Below are 19,038 nucleotides of genomic sequence, written 5' to 3' on the forward strand. Positions count from 1 at the left end.
TGGGCGTTAAAACTCTAGGCGGGCTATTCTCAAAAAAGAGGCTATAGATAATTAAATTGTCTATAACCTCAAAGTAAATCTTGTTATCAAACTAACTGATTAAGCAAACGCCGCTTTCTTTAATACATCCACTTTATCAGTGTGTTCCCAAGGTAAATCCAAATCAGTTCTTCCTAAATGACCATAAGCCGCAACGTCCTGATAAAAACGTCCGCCTCTTTCACTTGGTAAGTTACGTAAATTGAACACATGGATAATTCCCGCTGGACGGAGTTCAAAGTTTTCTTTGACTAAGTTCAACAGAATTTCATCATCCACTTTACCTGTACCGAAAGTATCAACAAAGATACTGACAGGACGCGCTACACCAATGGCGTAACTTAGCTGCACTTCACATTTTTCTGCTAACCCAGCCGCAACAATATTTTTAGCTGCATAACGAGCCGCATAAGCCGCAGAACGATCTACTTTCGTGGGGTCTTTACCGGAGAATGCACCACCACCATGTCGAGAATAACCACCGTAGGTATCAACAATGATTTTCCGTCCTGTTAAACCGGAATCTCCTTGGGGTCCACCAATGACAAACTTCCCAGTGGGGTTAACCAAAAACTTGGTTTCCTCACTTGGTTTGATAGCAATATCACCAAATATAGGTTCTACTACTTCTGTCCACAGGTCAGCCTTAATCTTAGCCTGTACCCCAGCATCATCGGTAATATCCCCAATGGTAGCTGTATGTTGGGTAGAAATTAAGATGGTGTCAATGCCTACAGGTTTGCCATCTTCATAAACAATGGTAACTTGGGTTTTACCATCAGGACGCAGGTAAGGGAGAATACCAGCTTTGCGAACTCCTGCCAATCTCCGGGCAATGCGGTGTGCTAAACTGATGGGTAAAGGCATCAGTTCTGGGGTTTCGTTACAAGCAAAACCAAACATTATCCCTTGATCACCAGCGCCGATTTTGTCGAATAGTTCTTCACTATCCTCGGTTCTGGCTTCTTTAGCAGTATTTACACCTTGAGCAATATCCGCTGACTGTTCATCCAAGGCAATTAGAACACTAGCGCTATCCGCAGAAAAGCCGTTACCAGCGTCAGTATAGCCAATTTCCGCAATTTTTTTACGGGCAAGATGGACATAATTGACATGAGCTTTAGTGGTAATTTCTCCAGTAATTAGCACCAAACCAGTATTGACTACAACTTCTGCTGCTACACGGCTATTAGGGTCTTCTGCTAATAGCGCGTCAATGATGGTATCCGAGATTTGATCACAAATTTTATCTGGATGACCTTCTGTAACTGACTCGGAAGTAAATAAATAGCGTCGAGACAAAGGAATTTCCTCCTGATAGATTCTTTTCACTAATGAAATACATTAGTTACTAATTTCTGAAATCATAACAATAATTACAGTTTTTGCAATAAGTATCTTTTATCCCAGTGTCTAAAGGCTTGTATGTATAACAAGAGGCACTCAGATCCCCGACTTCTCAAAGAAGTCGGGGATCTTGTTGTTCAAGTTCTAAGAGGATGTTTTAAAAGTTTTTAATGTGTAAACAGACCCCTCTCCAAACCTCTCCCCTACCAGGGGAGAGGCTTTAAAACCCCCATTCCCTACAAGGGAATGGGGGAAGGGGGGTTAGGTTTTTGGAGATTATGGGTTTCATATAATACTTTTCAAACAACCTCTAAATAGCCTGAGATTTGATCACCGTTACGGTTTTGGTAACTATAAAGGATACAATACTTCACATACACAGTATTGGTAACTATATCTTTATAAAACGACGGTGATGAAAAAAATTCTTATTTTAACCGCTAACCCCACCAACACAAAACCGTTGCGTTTAAGTGAGGAAGTGAGGGAAATCAAAAGTGCTTGGGAGCGTTCCCTAAACCGTGAACAATTTGAAATTAGTATAGGAGAAGCAGTCCGTCCTCAAGAATTTCGTCGTACCCTATTAGATCATAAGCCAGATATTGTGCATTTCTCAGGACATGGTGGAGGAGAACAGGGTTTAGCTTTAATGGCAGATAATGGAGAAGCCTTTTTAGTCAAAGTTGCTCCTTTAGCCAAATTGTTTAAAGCATTACAAGAAATCTTTTTTATTGATTGTGTTTTTCTCAATGCTTGTTATTCAGATGTACAAGCAGAAGGTATTTATCCTTATGTTAATTATGTCGTCGGGATGAATCAAAAAATTGGTGATCAAGCCGCTAAACAATTTGCTATTGGTTTCTACGATACTTTATTTGCAGGACAATCAATTAAAAGTGCTTTTGATTTAGGATGTAATGCCATTGAAATGGAAAATATTCCAGAGCATTTAACTCCGGTTTTGAGGACAAAAGATGCAACGACTAAAAAAGCTTTTATTCAGGGTGTACCTGAGTCGAAATCTGAACCTATTCAACCAAGAGATATTAATATTCCTTTTGAAAATTTAGATGGTCAAGTTCCTCTAAATTCCCCTTTCTATGTTGAACGTCCTCCCATTGAAGCTACCTGTTACACTGCTATTGTAAAACCTGGGGCATTAATTAGGATTAAAGCACCTCGACAAATGGGGAAAACTTCATTAATGAGTAGGATTTTACATCAAGGAGAAAAGCAAGGTTATCAAACAGGATTTATTAATTTATGGAGTCGAGAATTATTTAAAAATCTGGATAGTTTTCTAGAGTCTTTTTGTGCCAATGTCAGTTTAGAATTAGGGATTGAAGAAAAGATAGATCAATATTGGAAACCTCAACGTTATAGCAGTCAAACTAATTGTACAAATTATTTCCAATCCTATCTTTTAAAAGAATTGAAACAGCCTGTAATTCTAGGATTAGATGAGGTAGATAGAATCTTTCAATATAGTGAAATTGCTGATGAATTTTTCACTATGTTACGTTCATGGCATGAAAAAGGCAAAAATAATGAAACTTGGCAAAAACTGAGATTAGTTATTTCCCATTCTCAGGAAGTTTATATTTCTTTGGATGTGAATAAATCTCCTTTTAATGTGGGTTTACCAATTGATTTAAATAAGTTTAGTTTAGCACAGGTTCAGGATTTAGTTAAACGACATGGATTACAATGGTCAGATACAGAAATTAAGCAATTAATGGGGATGATTGACGGTCATCCTTATTTGGTGAGAACGGCATTATATCATATTGCTACTAGCGACTTAACTTTAAAGCAATTTTTAGCAATTGCTCCCACTGAAGAAGGATTATATGAAGACCATTTGTATCGTCATCTTTTAATTTTGGAAGAAAATAAACAACTAAAATCAGCTATGTTAAAATTGGTTAATAGTGATGATGCCGTTACCTTAGAACCGATTTATGCTTTTAAATTAAAAAGCATGGGATTGGCAGAATCAAAAGGTAATAAGGTAATTCCACTATGTAATTTATATCGGCTTTATTTTGGCGATCGCTTGCAAGATTAATTGATGTCATTTAAAAAGCAAAATTTAGGTAATAGTAAAGTTTTGTTACATGATGTTTGATAGAATAGTTGTCAAAGTCCTGTCATGGTATATAATGCAAGTATTATCGGTTCTTTGGTTATTTTTATGGAAAGCCTGGTTCAAAATCATTGAAAGCGCTATTGTGTAGGCATTTCATTGAAAATATCGAAATAATTGTTTATAACTCTTGTCCCGTAAGGGTTTTGTTATCATCGATCCTCAATCACCATAAAAGAGACGCAAGAGCCGTATTATCTTACTTATCAAAGTGCTATGAAAGTAGATATGGAATCTAAATAACCAACAGTTAACAAAAAAATGTCTAGGAGAGATAATTTACACTTATCATTACGTCATACCTTAGAAAAGGATGGTTGGCAAATTACCGATGATCCCTTAATTTTAGCACTAAAAAAAACATTACTCAAAGCCGATCTAGGGGCAGAAAAATTTTTCAGTGCTGATAAAGAAGACCAAAAAATTGCCATCGAAATTAAAGATTTTGATGCTCCTTCTGTAATCAGTGAACTAGAAAAAACCATAGGACAACTTCAACTTTATCAATGGGCTTTAGAAGAACAAGAACCAGAACGAAAACTTTTTTTAGGAATTAGTCAAGCTATTTATTCAAAACACTTTCAAAAACCTATTTTTCAATTGGTTATTAAACGTAATAAAATTAATCTAATTGTTTTTGATCCTGAAAATGAGGTAATTTTACAATGGATAAATCACTAAAGTATACTCAGATTTTAACCCAAGTTTTAAGAAAAGAATCTGCTATTCAACCTCGATTACAAAAACTTAAACTTAGTTCAGTTTGTGATCAAGAATCAGGACAATTTTTGATTATTATGACAGGTTGGGAAAAACAAACTTGGACTGATACTATTTTATTCCATGCTAGATTACTAAATGATAAAATTGTTATTGAAGATGATAATTTTGAGCAAGGATTAACAAATGCTTTAATTCAAGCAGGAATACCTCCAGAAGATATTGTTACCGAAATTCTTCAATAATAAGTAGTGAGACAGAATTAATTACACAATGTCATTGCGTAAGCGTTGCGTTAGCCATATGGAACGAAGTGAAATGAAGCAATTCCAAGGATTGTGACTGCTTGCCTTCCCTCGCAATGACTGTCAATATTTTTGTCCAATTACTGAAGATTATAATATAACGATATGCACTTGAATGAGATACATCATAAGCCCCCTCCTCGCTTGCGGGGAGGGGGTTGGGGGTGGGGTTCTTATATCTCACTCAACCGAGAACCGCTATAGCATAGGAGCTACGCTAATTTATTAGTATTCAACAAGTGAAATGGAAAATTTAAACTCAGTTAATTATGAATATCAAGTAGGTGGTTCGCTCCCAGCTTCTGCGCCTACTTATGTTACCAGAAAAGCCGATAATGAACTATATCAGGCTATAAAAAAGCGAGAATTTTGTTATGTTTTAAACTCCCGACAAATGGGTAAATCTTCTTTAAGAGTTCAAACAATGAAACGACTTAAAGAAGTAGATGGATTTGCTTGTGCTGCTATTGATTTAACTGATATTGGTTCAGCCAATATTACTCCTTTACAATGGTATGCAGGAATTATTAATGAATTAATTAATACCTTTGAATTAAATGAAAAATGTGATATAGACAGTTGGTGGGATAAATATGATCAAGAATCTTTGTCTGCGGTAAATTTCTTTGGTAATTTTCTGCGAGATATTCTTTTAAAATATGTTGATTCAAATATCGTTATTTTTATAGATGAAATTGATAGTATCATCAGTTTACAGTTTAATATAGATGATTTTTTCGCTTTAATTCGCTCTTTTTATAATCGTCGAGTTGATAATGTTGAATATAATCGTCTGAGTTTTGTATTATTAGGTGTAGCGACTCCCAGCGATTTAATTCAAGATAAAAATCGTACTCCCTTTAATATTGGTTATGGAGTAGAATTAACAGGTTTTACCTTTGCAGAATCTCAAGCATTAGCAAAGGGATTAAGTGTTAAAACCAATCAACCGGAAAAGTTATTAGAATTAATTTTAAATTGGACTGGAGGACAACCTTTTTTAACTCAAAAAGTCTGTATTTTAGTTTTAAATTCTTCTGATTTATCTGAAGGAAATGAAGAAGAATGGTTAGATAATTTAATTAGAACTAATATTATTGAAAATTGGCAAGTAAAAGATGAAACGGAACATTTACGCACCATCGAAAGACGCATTTTAATTGATGAACAAATGGTAGGTGAATTATTAGATATTTATCAAAAGATTTATCAACAGCGAGAAATAGTTAGTCAGAATACTGGAGAGGAAGGAAAGTTACAGTTATCGGGTTTAGTGGTGAAAAGAAATAATTATTTACAGATTTATAATCCCATTTATCGAGAAGTTTTTAATCAACAATGGATTGATAATCAATTAGCTGATTTACGTCCCTATTCTGAGTCTTTGAATGATTGGGTAAAATCAGATTATTCGCATAAGTACCTGTTAAAAGGTAAGGTGTTAAAAGAAGCTACAGTTTGGGCAAAAGATAAAAGATTAAGCTCTTTAGATAAACGGTATTTAGATGATTCTCAAAAATTAGAATATAAAAAAAATATTAAGAATATATTTGTGGTTTTCGCAAGTGTTGCTACAGGGGTGGTAGTTGGACTTATAGGTGCATTTAGTTGGTATCAGTATAAATATGCTTTTTGTCCTATTGGAGAAAGAATAGAAGGGAGTGATAAATGTGTTAGAAATATTAAAACTAGTGGTGAACAATCGAAAATATTTATTGATGATATAAATTTTCATCTGGATAAGGGAAGCGAATATTTTAAAAAAGGAGATTATCAAAATGCAGAGAAATTTTTTTATTTAGCTACAGAGGCTAATCGTACTGACCCAATTCCCCAAATATATTTGAATAATACTAAAGCTAGGTCAACAGGGAAAGGAAAACCTTTAAAACTGGCAGTTGTAACTGGAATTGATTTTTACGGATCTACGTCCAAAGAAATTTTTATGGGTGTAGCTGATGCTCAAGATGAATTTAATAAAAGTGGAGGAAAAAATGGCAGATTGCTAGAGATAGTTATTGCGAATGATGGTAATGAACCACAAATATCAAAAAAAGTAGCAGAAAAGTTAGTTAATGAATCAGATATTTTAGGAATTATTGGACATCATGCAAGTGAGAGTAGTGAGGTAGCAATACCCATTTACAGACGAAAAGGATTAGCAATAGTATCTCCTACAAGTTCTAGCAGCAAATTGAAGGACAATGTATTTTTTCGAGTTATCCAAACTACAACAGAAGCAGCTAAACTTTATGCAAAGTATATCAAAAATACTTTACATTCAGATAGTATAGCAATTTTTTACGATCAGAAAAGTGTTTATGGTCAAAGTTTGCAAGAAGATTTTATAAAAGCTTTTGATGATTTAGGAGGAAAAGTTGATATTAATAATACTTCTGTTTTTGATCGGGAACAAACAAGTCCAACAGATATTGATGTAGAAATTAATAATATCATCTCAAACCAAATAAAAACAGTTGTTTTAATACCTGGTGTAAAAACAAGTTCAATATTAAGAGCTTTTGCAAGAGCGAGTCAAGAAAAAACCAAAAAACTGAACATAATATTCGCTATGTCTGTTTTTGAAGAGCCAACTTTAGATATAGGAGGTGATGCTGTTGAGGGTGCAAGTTTGGCCACACCTTGTGTAAACAAAACATCTTTATATATGAAAGGTGCAATAAAAAGATGGCAACAAAAAAATATTTATTGGCGTACCATGACTGGATATGATGCAACCCAAGCATTCATTGGAGCTATTAATAAATCATCGAATGAACCGACAAGATCAGAAATTCTCAAGAATTTGAAAACTCTGACACTCCCTGTTGAAAAAACCTCTGGCTATGGATTAAATTGGTCAAAGGAAAAAGACTATTTGTATCAATCTAATATTAATAGTTCATATTGTATGTATAAGATTGAAAATGGTCAATTTAAAGAGGTTTTGGTTAAGTAGTCTACCAGAAACTTATCCAATTTATTCCACATTAGGGACAATCATTGATTTTGTTGGGTTTCACTGCGTTATGGGTTGGTTCATAAGGCAATAATGAATGAATTATAACTTGCTTAGTTTCCTCTTCTCTTCTTTTGCGGAGTATTTATCTCGTTCCTAGTCTCTGACTAGGAATGCAGTTGATGAGGCTCTGCCTCTAATCTCATTGAAGACAGAGCCTTCTAGAATTCATTCCCAGTCAGAAACCGGTAACGAGATAAACCGAGAACCGCTAGATGATAATATAAATACTAACTTAATTAAAAGATAATTTACCTTTATGTCACAACTAACGCCGATTCAACTAGAAGACGGAACAATTATTTATATTGAAGCATCAGAAAATATTGCTGTATCTATTCCCCAACCTCCAAAAAACGAGAACCTAGATTTTATAATTCCCACCCCTGAACAAGCAGACCGCAGTTTTGGCTTAGAAAAACTGAATGAAAAACTGAATATTAAAGAACAGGGAGACAAACTCCAAAAAACTATTCAATCCTATTCAAAACATATTATTCAATCCTTCAAAGATTTAGCTTTAGCCGAAGTTTCTGAAGTTACATTAGAATTTGGGGTTAATGTCGGAGGAATGACAGGAATCCCTTATATTGTCACAGGAGAAACTAGCAGTAATATCAAAATTACTGTTAAATGTAAATTTAATCAGAAATAAAAAAGAGGGAACACATTCAACTGTTCCCTCCACTAATTTTTGACACAAACTGCTGTTTTAGACTTGAACCGCTAGTTTTGCTTCTTTAGCTGTCAATCGTTCATAAGCATCACGCATTTTCAACCCTGTCAATACTTGGAATAAACCAGTACCATTATTAGAACCTGGATATTCACGGTGTTGTAATAACAAGTGAGTCATCTCACCTTGATATTTAGTGGATGTTTTGCTCAAATGAGTTTCGATGTAAATTATTTCATCGAGGTTATCAAATTGACCATCTACTTCCAATACTGAGACGTAACGACCATAGTAAACATCAGAACCGTAGTAAAGTTGCATACCGGGGTAAGAACAGGTCAGTTTGCGTCCGCAAGGAGTCCACTGAATTGTTGAACCTTCGTCAAACAGGTAGCTGGGTTCAAAGCCTTCTTTATCTTCCCGTTGTAACATCCGTACCCGCAAAACTTTACGTTCTGTATCGTTTTTAATTAAGTTTGTGGGTAATACTTGCAGAACCACGTCAGCAAATTCTCTTTGTGGTTCGATGAATTTTTCAAAATCAGGTTTACGAGAATTGATTTGTGCGAGAACATCTTCATAGCGGTGGCCTCTTTCAGCCATATCCCGTTGGATTTTCCAAGCAATTTTGACTTCATCACTGATATCAAAGTAAACGCTGAAGTCTAGAAGCGCTCTTACCCGTTCGTCATACAAGGGATGTAGCCCTTCTACGACGATAATATGATTTGGCTCAATCCATTCTGGTGGATCAATCATACCTGTCTCGTGGTTATAAATCGGCTTATGTATTTTTTGACCTTCTTTGAGAGCTTTAATTTGCTCATACATCAAGTCAAAGTTATTTGCTCTGGGATCAAGTGCAGTTATGCCTGTTTCTTTACGTTGTTTACGATCTAGGCTATGATAGTCATCTAAACAGATAACTGTCATAAATTCTTCGCCAAATAAATCAATCAACCGACGCAAAAACGTAGATTTACCGCACCCAGAGTCTCCGGCTACTCCAATTAGTACCACGCGTTCCGGCTTAGTCATAAATTCCCTCTAAATACTAAATGTGTCAATCAATAATTTTTCTCACAGCAGATTTTGAATCTAGGAGCTTACCCCAAAAGTATCGTCCCACGTTCTGGCTATCCAGCATAACGATGACAGATTTAAACAAATAACTTATCCGCCTATAGCAGTTACTCGTCCTAATTAGCCTAATTTTATAGCTGGTAAGTATTTAATCTTAGTGTTGCCCTAAATTTTAACAGAAGGGGTGTACTCTCACAAGACTTATGCTCAGAAAGAATTTAGTTCTCTAGCAATTATCTGTTTAACATTCTGCCACAGATGATACATTTTTTTTAGATTTGAGAGAAAATAGGAGTTAGGACTTCGACTTCGCTCAGTGACCAGTCAGAAGAAAGAAGGAAAAAAATAGGTTAGCGCACTGTCATGCTAGAATGGGACAAGTGGTTTTATTTCAGTAACCAAACAAGGTTATAATATACTCTTTAGGGATATTTTCTGAATGGAAAGGCTTGTCCTCATACCCAGGATTTTTGTAGTGCCAATATACTATAAAATCCTGTTTTGACAAGTCTCAAACTATGTATTTTCGGAAAAAAAGATTAAAGTGATTCACTATTAACATTCTCGCAAAGACTTATCCTCTAATTTAGAAGGTGAACAGGTGTGTTTTTTGCCATACCTACTGGTCTTGGGCGAGTGGACAGAGCAAGGCATCATGATGAATGATGTTGTTTTCCCAGATGGCTAGTTTTGTGATCCGAAAATCCGGTAAACTAAAGCTCGCAGAAGGATGGGAATGATTTTTTTTGATAAACGGTTAAGTAAATATCGGAGTGGTATAAGGAATGTACAATCAAGGTGCTGTTGAGGGTGCTGCCAATATAGAATCAGGTAGCCGCGTCTTCGTTTACGAAGTGATGGGTTTGCGTCAGACTGAAGAAACTGATCAGACCAACTACCCCATTCGTAAAAGTGGCAGTGTATTCATCAGAGTACCTTACAACCGCATGAATCAAGAAATGCGACGGATCACTCGCCTGGGCGGTAAAATTGTTAGTATCCAACCTGTTACAGCTTTAGAGCAAGTCAACGGCAAAGTTGAATTGGTAGCTGCTGAGATTACAGTTAGCAGAGATTCACAGCCAGTCAACGAAATAGTTGAATTAGCAACTGCTGACATTCCCGTTAGCACAGAAGTTAAAGCTGAGGTAAATGCTAATGAAGAGGAACATGGTAAAGCCACACCTGTAAGTAATGCTAGTGAAGCTAAAGGCTTTGCTAAATCACCAGCTAAGGAGAAAAAAGGCCAGACCATGACTCAAGCAAAAGCTAAAAAAGATGCTCATGCTGATGTTCCTGTGAACATTTATCGTCCTAATGCTCCGTTTATTGGTAAGTGTATTTCTAATGAAACCTTAGTTAAAGAGGGCGGAATTGGGATTGTTCAACATCTCAAGTTTGACCTATCTGCCGGCAACTTGCGGTATTTAGAAGGTCAAAGTATCGGGATTATTCCTCCTGGCGTAGATAAAAATGGTAAGCCTGAAAAACTCAGACTGTACTCCATTGCTTCTACTCGTCACGGCGATAATCTCGATGATAAAACAATATCCCTATGTGTTCGTCAGTTAGAGTACAAGCATCCAGAAACAGGTGAAACAGTTTATGGTGTTTGTTCTACCTATCTGACTAAAATCAAACCAGGTGATGATGTTAAAATCACAGGTCCTGTTGGTAAAGAAATGTTATTACCTGAAGATCCTGAAGCTAATGTAATCATGTTAGCAACAGGTACAGGGATTGCACCAATGCGGACTTACCTGTGGCGGATGTTTAAGGATGCAGAAAGAAAAGCTAACCCAGAATATCAATTTAAAGGATTTTCTTGGTTGCTGTTTGGTGTGCCAACATCTCCCAATATTCTTTATAAAGAAGAATTGGAAGCAATGCAAGAGAAATATCCCAAAAACTTCCGTCTTACCTATGCTATCAGCCGGGAACAAAATAATCCCGCAGGTGGCAGAATGTATATCCAAGACCGAGTTGCGGAACACGCTGATGAATTGTGGCAGTTGATTAAAAACGAAAAAACCCACACTTACATCTGCGGTTTGCGCGGTATGGAAGATGGTATTGATGCAGCTTTAAGTGCTGCTGCGGCCAAAGAAGGTGTAGTTTGGAGTGATTACCAAAAAAACCTCAAGAAAGCCCACCGCTGGCACGTAGAAACATACTAATTTGTTATTGGTCAGTGGTCATTTGTTATTGGTCATTGGTTATTAGACAATTAAAAGCAGATAATTAGTAGGTAGGGCTTATGGCTCTGCCTACAATTGTTTTATGTAAATTTCATGTGGGTGCAAAATCTGTGGCTGTTAAATTAGGAATACTTGGATTAGGTACAGTCGGAACGGGGACAGTTCAATTGTTGCAAGACAAAGTAGGTCGTCATCCGCTGTTACAGGAAATTGAAATATATCGGGTGGGTGTGCGATCGCTCACGAAACCCCGTGCTGTAGAATTATCATCAGAGGTGATAACTACGGATTTAGAAGCCATTGTTAATGATCCAGCCGTAGATATAGTTGTAGAGTTAATGGGGGGATTAGAACCCGCCCGCACACTCATGTTGGCAGCTATTAAAAATGGTAAGCACGTAATTACCGCCAATAAAGCCGTAATTTCTCGATTTGGTGCTGAAATCTTCACCGCTGCTAATGAAGCAGGTGTCTATGTGCTGCTAGAAGCTGCCGTTGGTGGCGGTATTCCTGTAATTCAACCCCTGAAACAATCTTTAAGCGTTAATCGCATTAGCGCTATCATGGGCATTGTCAATGGCACAACCAACTATATCCTCACCAGGATGCAAACAGAAGGTAGTGAATTTGATCATGTCTTAGCAGATGCTCAAAAATTAGGTTATGCTGAAGCTGACCCGACAGCGGATGTGGATGGTTTAGATGCTGGAGATAAAATTGCTATTTTGGCATCTTTAGGATTTGACGGGCGAATCAATCGGGAAGATGTCCATTGTGAAGGAATTCGTCAAGTTACAAAAACAGATATTGCCTATGCTGCTAAATTAGGATTCGTAATTAAATTACTAGGAATAGCTCAACATTTAGATGAAGATAACTCCCAACTTTCCGTGAGAGTTCATCCTACCCTAGTTCCCCACAGCCACCCTTTAGCTAGTATTAACGGTGTTTATAACGCTATTCTGATCGAGGGAGAACCGATAGGACAAGTGATGTTATTCGGTCCTGGGGCTGGGGCTGGGGCTACCGCTAGTGCAGTATCATCAGATATCTTAAATCTTGTTGCTACCCTCAAAACCAATACCACGAAACCAAATTCTCTCCTCGCTTGTAGACATCAACATTACTCGCAAATTACCCCCATTACCGAGTTAGTAACCCGGTTTTATGCCCGTTTCCTCAGCAAAGACCAAGCGGGAGTCATTGGGAGATTGGGAACTTGTTTTGGTAATTATGGCGTGAGTTTAGAGTCAGTTGTCCAAACTGGCTTTCAGGGAGAACTAGCCGAGATTGTCGTTGTTACCCACAATGTCCGGGAAGGGGACTTTAGACAAGCTTTGGCAGAAATTCAAGCAATGGAATCAATAGACAGTATTCCCAGCGTATTACGAGTGCTTTGAAACATAAAAAGATCAAAATATCCCCGACTTCTTTGAGAAGTCGGGGATATTGTCATTCTATTCTTAATTAACAATAAGATAGTTCTTCCTTATCGACTTTATGATAACATTTTTAAAATTGTTTGTCAATACCATAAATCTCTTTTTTCCCGTTGGCGTTTTTGCGTTTTTTAGCGAAACATCATGGGATGATGATGTATACTTAACACGGCTTATTTGTTTGGCTTCCACACCCGTCAGGGAATAAATTCCCTGTCTCATAGCTCAAGTCCGTTAAAACGGACTAATGAATTTTCCTAGTATTTAGTCATCTTTTAGATGACTTTCGCTATTAGCAAGGAACTTGAGTTTCTTGCGGGATGAAGATTTTGCGTTAAGTTGACACCAATGAAGCTCTTGCTTTACCCCTACAAATCTAGGTTTTTCGTAATTTTGTAAAAGTCCATGTCTCAACCGTGTTTAATATAAATCAGGAAGACAGAGAATTTATTCCCTGTCTTCTAGCTAAAGTTCGTTTTAATTGAACAAGAAATTACCACCAAAGAGGTTTAAGTTCGCATTGGCGCTGGTAAATCCTGATGTCCCTGATAAGGTCACTAATAACTGACCAGTACCAAAACCAGTATTACCACCAATACCATCCCCAACTCGCACTAATGTAGAAGTACCTGATGTAATTACATCAAAATTGGCAATACCTGTAAAGTTCAATTTATCACCACCGACACCGCGCACAAATTGATAAACTGTATCTGTAGCATCACCAAGAACGTAATTAACGTTATCTACAACATTATCGTTTAAACCTAAATACAGGCTATCATTACCCAAACCACCAATTAAAGTATCTGCACCTGCATTACCAGTGAGGGTATCATTTCCTAAACCACCAGTGAGAACGTTAGCTGCTGTATTACCTGTAATGCTGTTATTGAGGTCATTACCTGTACCGTTAATCGCTGTTGTTCCTTGTAAAGTCAGGTTTTCTACGTTGGTGGTGAGGGTGTAAGTTACACTGCTGAAAACGGTATCAGTTCCTTGATTCAGATTTTCTGTAATGCTATCTGCTGTATTATCCACATAGTAGGAATCATTACCAGCGCCACCAATTAAAGTATCTGCACCAGCACCACCATTAAGAACGTTATTACCAGTGTTACCTGTAATGATATTATTCAGGTTATTACCTGTACCGTTAATAGCGGTTGTTCCGGTTAAGGTGAGGTTTTCTAAGTTGGCTTTTAATGTCCAAGTGATAGAAGATTCAACGGTATCAATACCACCATTTAAACCTTCAGCAATGTTATCGCCAATATTGTCTACGACAAAGGTATCATTTCCTTTACCACCGATTAAAAGGTCTGTACCTGTTCCCCCGTTCAAGTAGTCATTACCATCTCCACCGGTTAAATCATCGTTTCCTGTACCACCTTTAACCCAATCATTACCAGTAGTACCATCAAAGCTGACTGTACCTGTAAAGCTAGTTAAATCAAAGCGTTCAAATCCGAATACTGTTGTCCCAGGAATATCTAATTGATTGGTGGTGTTACTGGTATCTATGGAGATACTATCATCAACTGTCCCCCCTGTGATGATCAGGGTATCTGTGCCATTACCACCTTTGATGGTGTCGTTTTGTTGTAAATTGGCAAAGGTGCTGGTGATGGTGTCGTTTCCATCTTGAGCATCTATGATATCTTGTTGGGGTGTGGTGATGAAGCTTTCGTCTTCGTTAAGGTCAGTGACTCCAATAGTTAATTGTTTTTCAAAGGATAACCCACCTTGGTCTGTGGTTCTAACTCGAATGTTGTAACTGTTTTGGGTTTCGTAGTCAAATACAGTATTGGTTGTGAGTTGATTATTGGTAATAGCAAATAAACTATTATCAGTTGCACCTGTTCCTGTAACTAAGCTATAGGTGAAGCTGTTACCTGTATCTGGGTCGGTGCTGGTAAAACTGCCGATCGCTGTTCCTACTGCCAAGTTCTCAGTGATCGCGCTATTGGATAGGGTAAGGTCAGTTGGGGCTTGATTAATGGAAGGATTAGTAAACGTACTCACATCAATAATTTTTAGCCCCCCATCTCCGTCAGCAACATAGGCGTAATCTCCTATCACCCTCACATCAGCTACAGAGCCAGAGGTATCATAATTTCCTGCTAAAGTCGGATTAGTCGGATTACTAATGTTAATGATTTGTAGCCCATACATACCATCAGCAACATAAGCATAATTGCCCACTACAGATACACGGGTCGCATCCCCAGGTGTATTGTAAGTTCCTTTAAGGGTCGGAGCCGATGGGTTGCTAATATCAATAATTAAAAGTCCCTGGGTTTCACTAGCGACATAGGCATAGTTTCCGACAACTTCTATTCCTCTCTGACGATAACTACCACTACCCAAAAAATTGCTGATGAGGGTTGGAGTCGTTGGGTTGCTAATATTAACTATTTGTAATCCTGAGTAACCATTAGCAATATAGGCATAGTTACCAATGATTTGTACATCATAACCCTCACCAGCATAATTTCCTTTGATAGTAGGAGCCGTAGGATTGGTAATGTCAATGATTGATAGTCCTGAGTTAATGTTAGTCACATAAGCGTAATTACCGATTACCCGTAAAGCTGTAGTGCCGTAATATTGACCTGGAATAGCAAGCGTTGCTTTGGAGATGGGATTATTGGGATTGCTAATATCAAGAATTTTTAGCCCCTGATCCCAACTAGCAATATAAGCATAACTACCAACTACCTCTACGTCTTTTGCACTAAAACTTACATTGGGAGTAGAGTTGTAGGAGCCATAGTGACTTTTTAGTGCTGGGCTAGAAGGATTACTGATGTCAAAAATTTGTACTCCCGAAGAATTTTTGCCAACATAAGCATAATTATTCGATACCCATACCGTTACAGATTCCCCACTTGAGGTATCGTAAAATCCTTTTTTGACTGGAAAATCAGGATTACTAATATCAAAAATATTCAAGCCAGTCCCAGAGCCTGCATTATAAAGATTATTGCCAGAAACGTCTATGCCATCAGGCCAGCTAGATGCGTAATCACCTTTTTTGATTGGATTAAGAGGATTGCTGATATCGATAACCTGTCCTCTAGTATAAGCATAATTACCACTCACATTTATATTTTTTACCCAAAAAAAGTCATCAGGCTTGTATGTTGCTTTGAGAAGGGGGAGAGCAGGATTACTGATATCAATGATTTGTAGTCCCGATCTCCAATCACCGACATAGGCATAATTACCAGCTACCTGTAAACCCCAAGCAAGGTCAGGAGTATCGTAACTGCCTTTAAGGGTGGGAGCAGTGGGATTGCTGATGTCAATAATTTGTAGTCCTGATTGTTCATCGGCAACGTAAGCATGGTTGCCTATAACTTGTACCGCAGAAGCCGAACCAGAAGTATTGTAAGTTCCTTTGAGAGTAGGATTAGAAGGATTGGTAATATCAATGATTTGTAGTCCTGATTGTCCATCGGCAATGTAAGCATAGTTGCCTATAACTTGTACCGCAGAAGCTGAACCAGATGTATTGTAAGTTCCTGTAAGGGTAGGATTTGTGGGATTGCTGATGTCCAGAATTTGTAATCCAAAACCTGAAGCAGCAACATAAGCATAGTTTCCTACAATCTGTACATCCTTGGCGTAATACCCAGCACTATCCTGAGTTACAGTAAATTCATAAGTTCCAACAAAAACAGGGCTAGATAGGTTGCTAATGTCAATGACTTCTAAGTTGTCCCCCACTACATAAGCATAGTTGCCCACAATTGCGATCGCATTTGCTATCGTTAATCTGTCCCATTTACCCACCAGAGTTGCCGCTTGTTCAACCGTGATAGATTGCCCATCAATAGAAATCACCGCATAATCATTTTCCGCTTGAATACGAGCCAAATCAGACGCAGTTAAATTCACCCCGCGCACCAAAGCCGAAAATAATTCCCCCTCATCACCAGCACTATCCGAAGTATTGATGTGAGCATCCACAAAATGCCCATATTCTTCTAATATCACCGCTAATAAAGACTGCTGACTCGCCGTTGTCACAAACTGGCCTGATAAATAAATTTTATTCGTGCTAATTGCGTAAGCTCCATTGGCACTGCCCAAAACATCGCTACTTACCACCTCAATCGTGGGAAATTGGCTAAAATCACCCATCTGCCATTGAGAAAGAAACGACTCAGCCAAGACGCGATTATATTGACTACCAAAAGCCTCATCGAAACGCTGCCAAAAACTTTCTAACCCAGCAAAGGCAGTTAATTGCCCATAAACCGCCGTTAAAATCGTCGCAAATGGGGATGCAAATATACCCTGATAACGAGCTAAAGTGTCTGCACCAAACACCGGAGATTTCCCCTTCTTTTCAGGAATATTAACCTCTAACTCCCAATTTCCCCCTAAAGCTGCATTTCCCGTTTTTGTGGCTGACGCGCTAATGGTTGCGTTGGTAATCTCATGTAACTTTCTAATAAACTCTTCCCCAGCGTCCCCGGCAGCGACGTTACAGCCATAGAGTAAAATATTCTGACGTTGCCAGTGTTGTAACTGTTGGGTGTAATTGTGAATATTGGTTAAGTTTAATTGACTATTGCCTAAATACAAGCATCCCGGCGCACCGTGGGAAAGGATATGAATGGTGGTGATGTGGGGATGTTGTTGTAAAATTTGGCTAATTTGCTCAATCCCGTCTTGATTTGGGGAAATAATAACTGATTTTACGCCCTCGATAATTCCTGTTTGTAGGGTCTGATAGTCGGAAACGGAGGCATCAATAAAAACAATAGTTGTCGCGGTTTGACGGAGAAAAGAGTTGTTTAACATATTTTTTTCCTTTTCACTTGGTAACTAAGCTTTCATACCCGCCCGGAACTGAAGTTCCGGTCTAATAGCTAAAGTGCGTTGAAACGCACTGTGATAACATCGAAATCAGAAATTATCCTATTTATCGAATAAGTACCGCCAAAATAGTCGGTTTTAAACGACTTGAGCTATTAGACAGGGAATTAATTCCCTGGCTCAAGTCTCTGATGACATCGAAATCAAAAATTATCCTATTTCTCGAATAAATACCGCCAAAATAGTCGGTTTTAACCGACTTGAGCTATTAGACAGGGAATTAATTCCCTGGCTTGAAGGTACTTGACACTGTTGAGCAGTGGTAAACCTTTACAAATTCTTATCCAAACAGGTTAAATATGTATATGATGGTAAGATGTGTTATTTATAAACACAACCGTGATCTTTCAGTTATAAATAATCTTTTCGTAACACATATTTGGACTGACGTATGTGACATATTCTAAATTCACAAAAAAACAACGAACTCTTGGCTTTGTAAAAAAGAAAAAAGAAAAGAAAAAAGATCCCCGACTTCTTTAAGAAGTCGGGGATCTAAATTTGTCTAAATTTGTGAGTTAAGATTTAGAAGTGTGCTTACCGACAACTTGGGATTTGAGGGTGGTAATTTCCCCAGATAACTCTTGTCTGCTGGAGGCTTTGAGTAAATAGCGATAGACAAACCACACAGAATAACCAATACCAATTAATTCAAAGGTAGGTGCTACTAAAGGAACATCATTAAGAGCATCTAATACAGCCAATAGTACCTTAACTGTGACTACTGCTGTCACTACTAAACCAATACTGACAATAGGTTGCTGATATTGACCAAAGAATTTACCTACATAGTCTGGTAATGTCCCCAGAAAACCGGAAATCTGTTGTCCGTATTTCAGCCACTCTTCTTGAGGCTGCATAGGAGGCTGAAGTTTGGTCAAATTCCCGGTTTGGGTGTTAATTTCGGGTATGGTTGTTTCTTTAGACTGGGTTTCTTTAAATTCTGGTTCTTGCATTTTCGTTTCCATGATTTTGAAATTTGAGTTTCTTACCTAATAGTTTGTCAAGATAAAAATGATGGACTGTAGTGTGAGCGTCTCGCTCACGCGGGCAAGATGCCCGCACTACCAAAAACCCGTCAAAATAAATTTAACAGACTACTAGATATTTACAACCAAAAGGCTGTTAATCGGTACTTTCTCTCATTAATCAGGGTGAGAGATTAGGGATTATGGT

11 protein-coding genes are annotated in these 19,038 nt (G+C 37.7%); 7 read left to right on the forward strand and 4 right to left on the reverse strand.

What is annotated here, in order from left to right:
- Positions 1–99: 99 nt before the first annotated feature.
- Complete coding sequence (gene metK / locus FJR09_RS00900) at positions 100–1,341, reverse strand: methionine adenosyltransferase (RefSeq protein WP_015080190.1); 1,242 nt, start codon at positions 1,339–1,341, stop codon at positions 100–102.
- 460 nt (positions 1,342–1,801) lie between these two features.
- Between metK and FJR09_RS00905 the strand changes: the two genes are divergently transcribed.
- The 5 genes from FJR09_RS00905 to FJR09_RS00925 all read left to right on the forward strand — a co-directional run bounded on the left by FJR09_RS00905 (position 1,802) and on the right by FJR09_RS00925 (position 8,231).
- A complete protein-coding gene (locus tag FJR09_RS00905; protein WP_168653437.1) occupies positions 1,802–3,454 on the forward strand; it encodes an AAA-like domain-containing protein in 1,653 nt (550 codons plus the stop codon).
- Positions 3,455–3,793: 339 nt separating this feature from the next.
- A complete protein-coding gene (locus tag FJR09_RS00910; protein WP_015080192.1) occupies positions 3,794–4,213 on the forward strand; it encodes a XisH family protein in 420 nt (139 codons plus the stop codon).
- Complete coding sequence (locus FJR09_RS00915; RefSeq protein ID WP_015080193.1) at positions 4,198–4,497, forward strand: element excision factor XisI family protein; 300 nt, start codon at positions 4,198–4,200, stop codon at positions 4,495–4,497. The genes FJR09_RS00910 and FJR09_RS00915 overlap by 16 nt, the downstream gene beginning before the upstream one ends.
- A 304-nt stretch (positions 4,498–4,801) precedes the next feature.
- Positions 4,802–7,516 carry an AAA-like domain-containing protein gene (locus tag FJR09_RS00920; RefSeq protein WP_168653436.1) on the forward strand — a complete coding sequence of 905 codons (2,715 nt, stop codon included), beginning with the start codon at positions 4,802–4,804 and terminating at the stop codon, positions 7,514–7,516.
- Positions 7,517–7,835: 319 nt separating this feature from the next.
- A complete protein-coding gene (locus FJR09_RS00925) occupies positions 7,836–8,231 on the forward strand; it encodes a CU044_2847 family protein (protein ID WP_015080195.1) in 396 nt (131 codons plus the stop codon).
- A 57-nt stretch (positions 8,232–8,288) separates the two neighbouring features.
- Here FJR09_RS00925 and FJR09_RS00930 read toward each other — a convergent pair whose 3' ends face one another.
- Positions 8,289–9,290 (reverse strand): phosphoribulokinase, encoded by a 1,002-nt coding sequence (locus FJR09_RS00930; protein ID WP_015080196.1) that lies wholly within the window; start codon positions 9,288–9,290, stop codon positions 8,289–8,291.
- Positions 9,291–10,120: 830 nt separating this feature from the next.
- Here FJR09_RS00930 and petH point away from each other — a divergent pair.
- Together petH and FJR09_RS00940 are read left to right on the forward strand one after the other, a co-directional pair.
- On the forward strand, positions 10,121–11,512 hold the full coding sequence (gene petH, locus FJR09_RS00935; protein ID WP_015080197.1) for a ferredoxin--NADP reductase: 1,392 nt from the start codon (positions 10,121–10,123) through the stop codon (positions 11,510–11,512).
- A 131-nt stretch (positions 11,513–11,643) separates the two neighbouring features.
- The gene (locus tag FJR09_RS00940; RefSeq protein WP_168653446.1) at positions 11,644–12,933 is read left to right on the forward strand and encodes a homoserine dehydrogenase; all 1,290 of its coding nucleotides are present in this window, start codon (positions 11,644–11,646) and stop codon (positions 12,931–12,933) included.
- A 516-nt stretch (positions 12,934–13,449) separates the two neighbouring features.
- On the opposite strand, the gene FJR09_RS00945 is transcribed toward FJR09_RS00940, so the two are convergent.
- Together FJR09_RS00945 and FJR09_RS00950 are read right to left on the reverse strand one after the other, a co-directional pair.
- Positions 13,450–17,787, reverse strand: a complete 4,338-nt coding sequence (locus FJR09_RS00945) for a DUF4347 domain-containing protein (RefSeq protein ID WP_168653999.1) — start codon at positions 17,785–17,787, stop codon at positions 13,450–13,452.
- Positions 17,788–18,380: 593 nt separating this feature from the next.
- Positions 18,381–18,818: a CAAD domain-containing protein gene (locus tag FJR09_RS00950; RefSeq protein WP_148766741.1), complete on the reverse strand. Its 438-nt coding sequence runs from the start codon at positions 18,816–18,818 to the stop codon at positions 18,381–18,383.
- Positions 18,819–19,038 lie beyond the last annotated feature (220 nt).

It is taken from the genome of Dolichospermum sp. UHCC 0406 (assembly GCF_009712025.1).
In the GTDB taxonomy this organism is placed as follows: Bacteria; Cyanobacteriota; Cyanobacteriia; order Cyanobacteriales; family Nostocaceae; genus Dolichospermum; species Dolichospermum lemmermannii.

Excerpts from the sequence above, each read along its gene's own strand:
- FJR09_RS00905 (WP_168653437.1), top strand. The coding sequence starts at position 1,802 with ATGAAAAAAATTCTTATTTTAACCGCTAACCCCACCAACACAAAACCG.
- petH (WP_015080197.1), top strand. The coding sequence starts at position 10,121 with ATGTACAATCAAGGTGCTGTTGAGGGTGCTGCCAATATAGAATCAGGT.
- FJR09_RS00920 (WP_168653436.1), top strand. The coding sequence starts at position 4,802 with ATGGAAAATTTAAACTCAGTTAATTATGAATATCAAGTAGGTGGTTCG.
- FJR09_RS00945 (WP_168653999.1), bottom strand. The coding sequence starts at position 17,787 with ATGTTAAACAACTCTTTTCTCCGTCAAACCGCGACAACTATTGTTTTT.
- FJR09_RS00915 (WP_015080193.1), top strand. The coding sequence starts at position 4,198 with ATGGATAAATCACTAAAGTATACTCAGATTTTAACCCAAGTTTTAAGA.
- FJR09_RS00925 (WP_015080195.1), top strand. The coding sequence starts at position 7,836 with ATGTCACAACTAACGCCGATTCAACTAGAAGACGGAACAATTATTTAT.
- FJR09_RS00910 (WP_015080192.1), top strand. The coding sequence starts at position 3,794 with ATGTCTAGGAGAGATAATTTACACTTATCATTACGTCATACCTTAGAA.
- FJR09_RS00930 (WP_015080196.1), bottom strand. The coding sequence starts at position 9,290 with ATGACTAAGCCGGAACGCGTGGTACTAATTGGAGTAGCCGGAGACTCT.
- FJR09_RS00950 (WP_148766741.1), bottom strand. The coding sequence starts at position 18,818 with ATGCAAGAACCAGAATTTAAAGAAACCCAGTCTAAAGAAACAACCATA.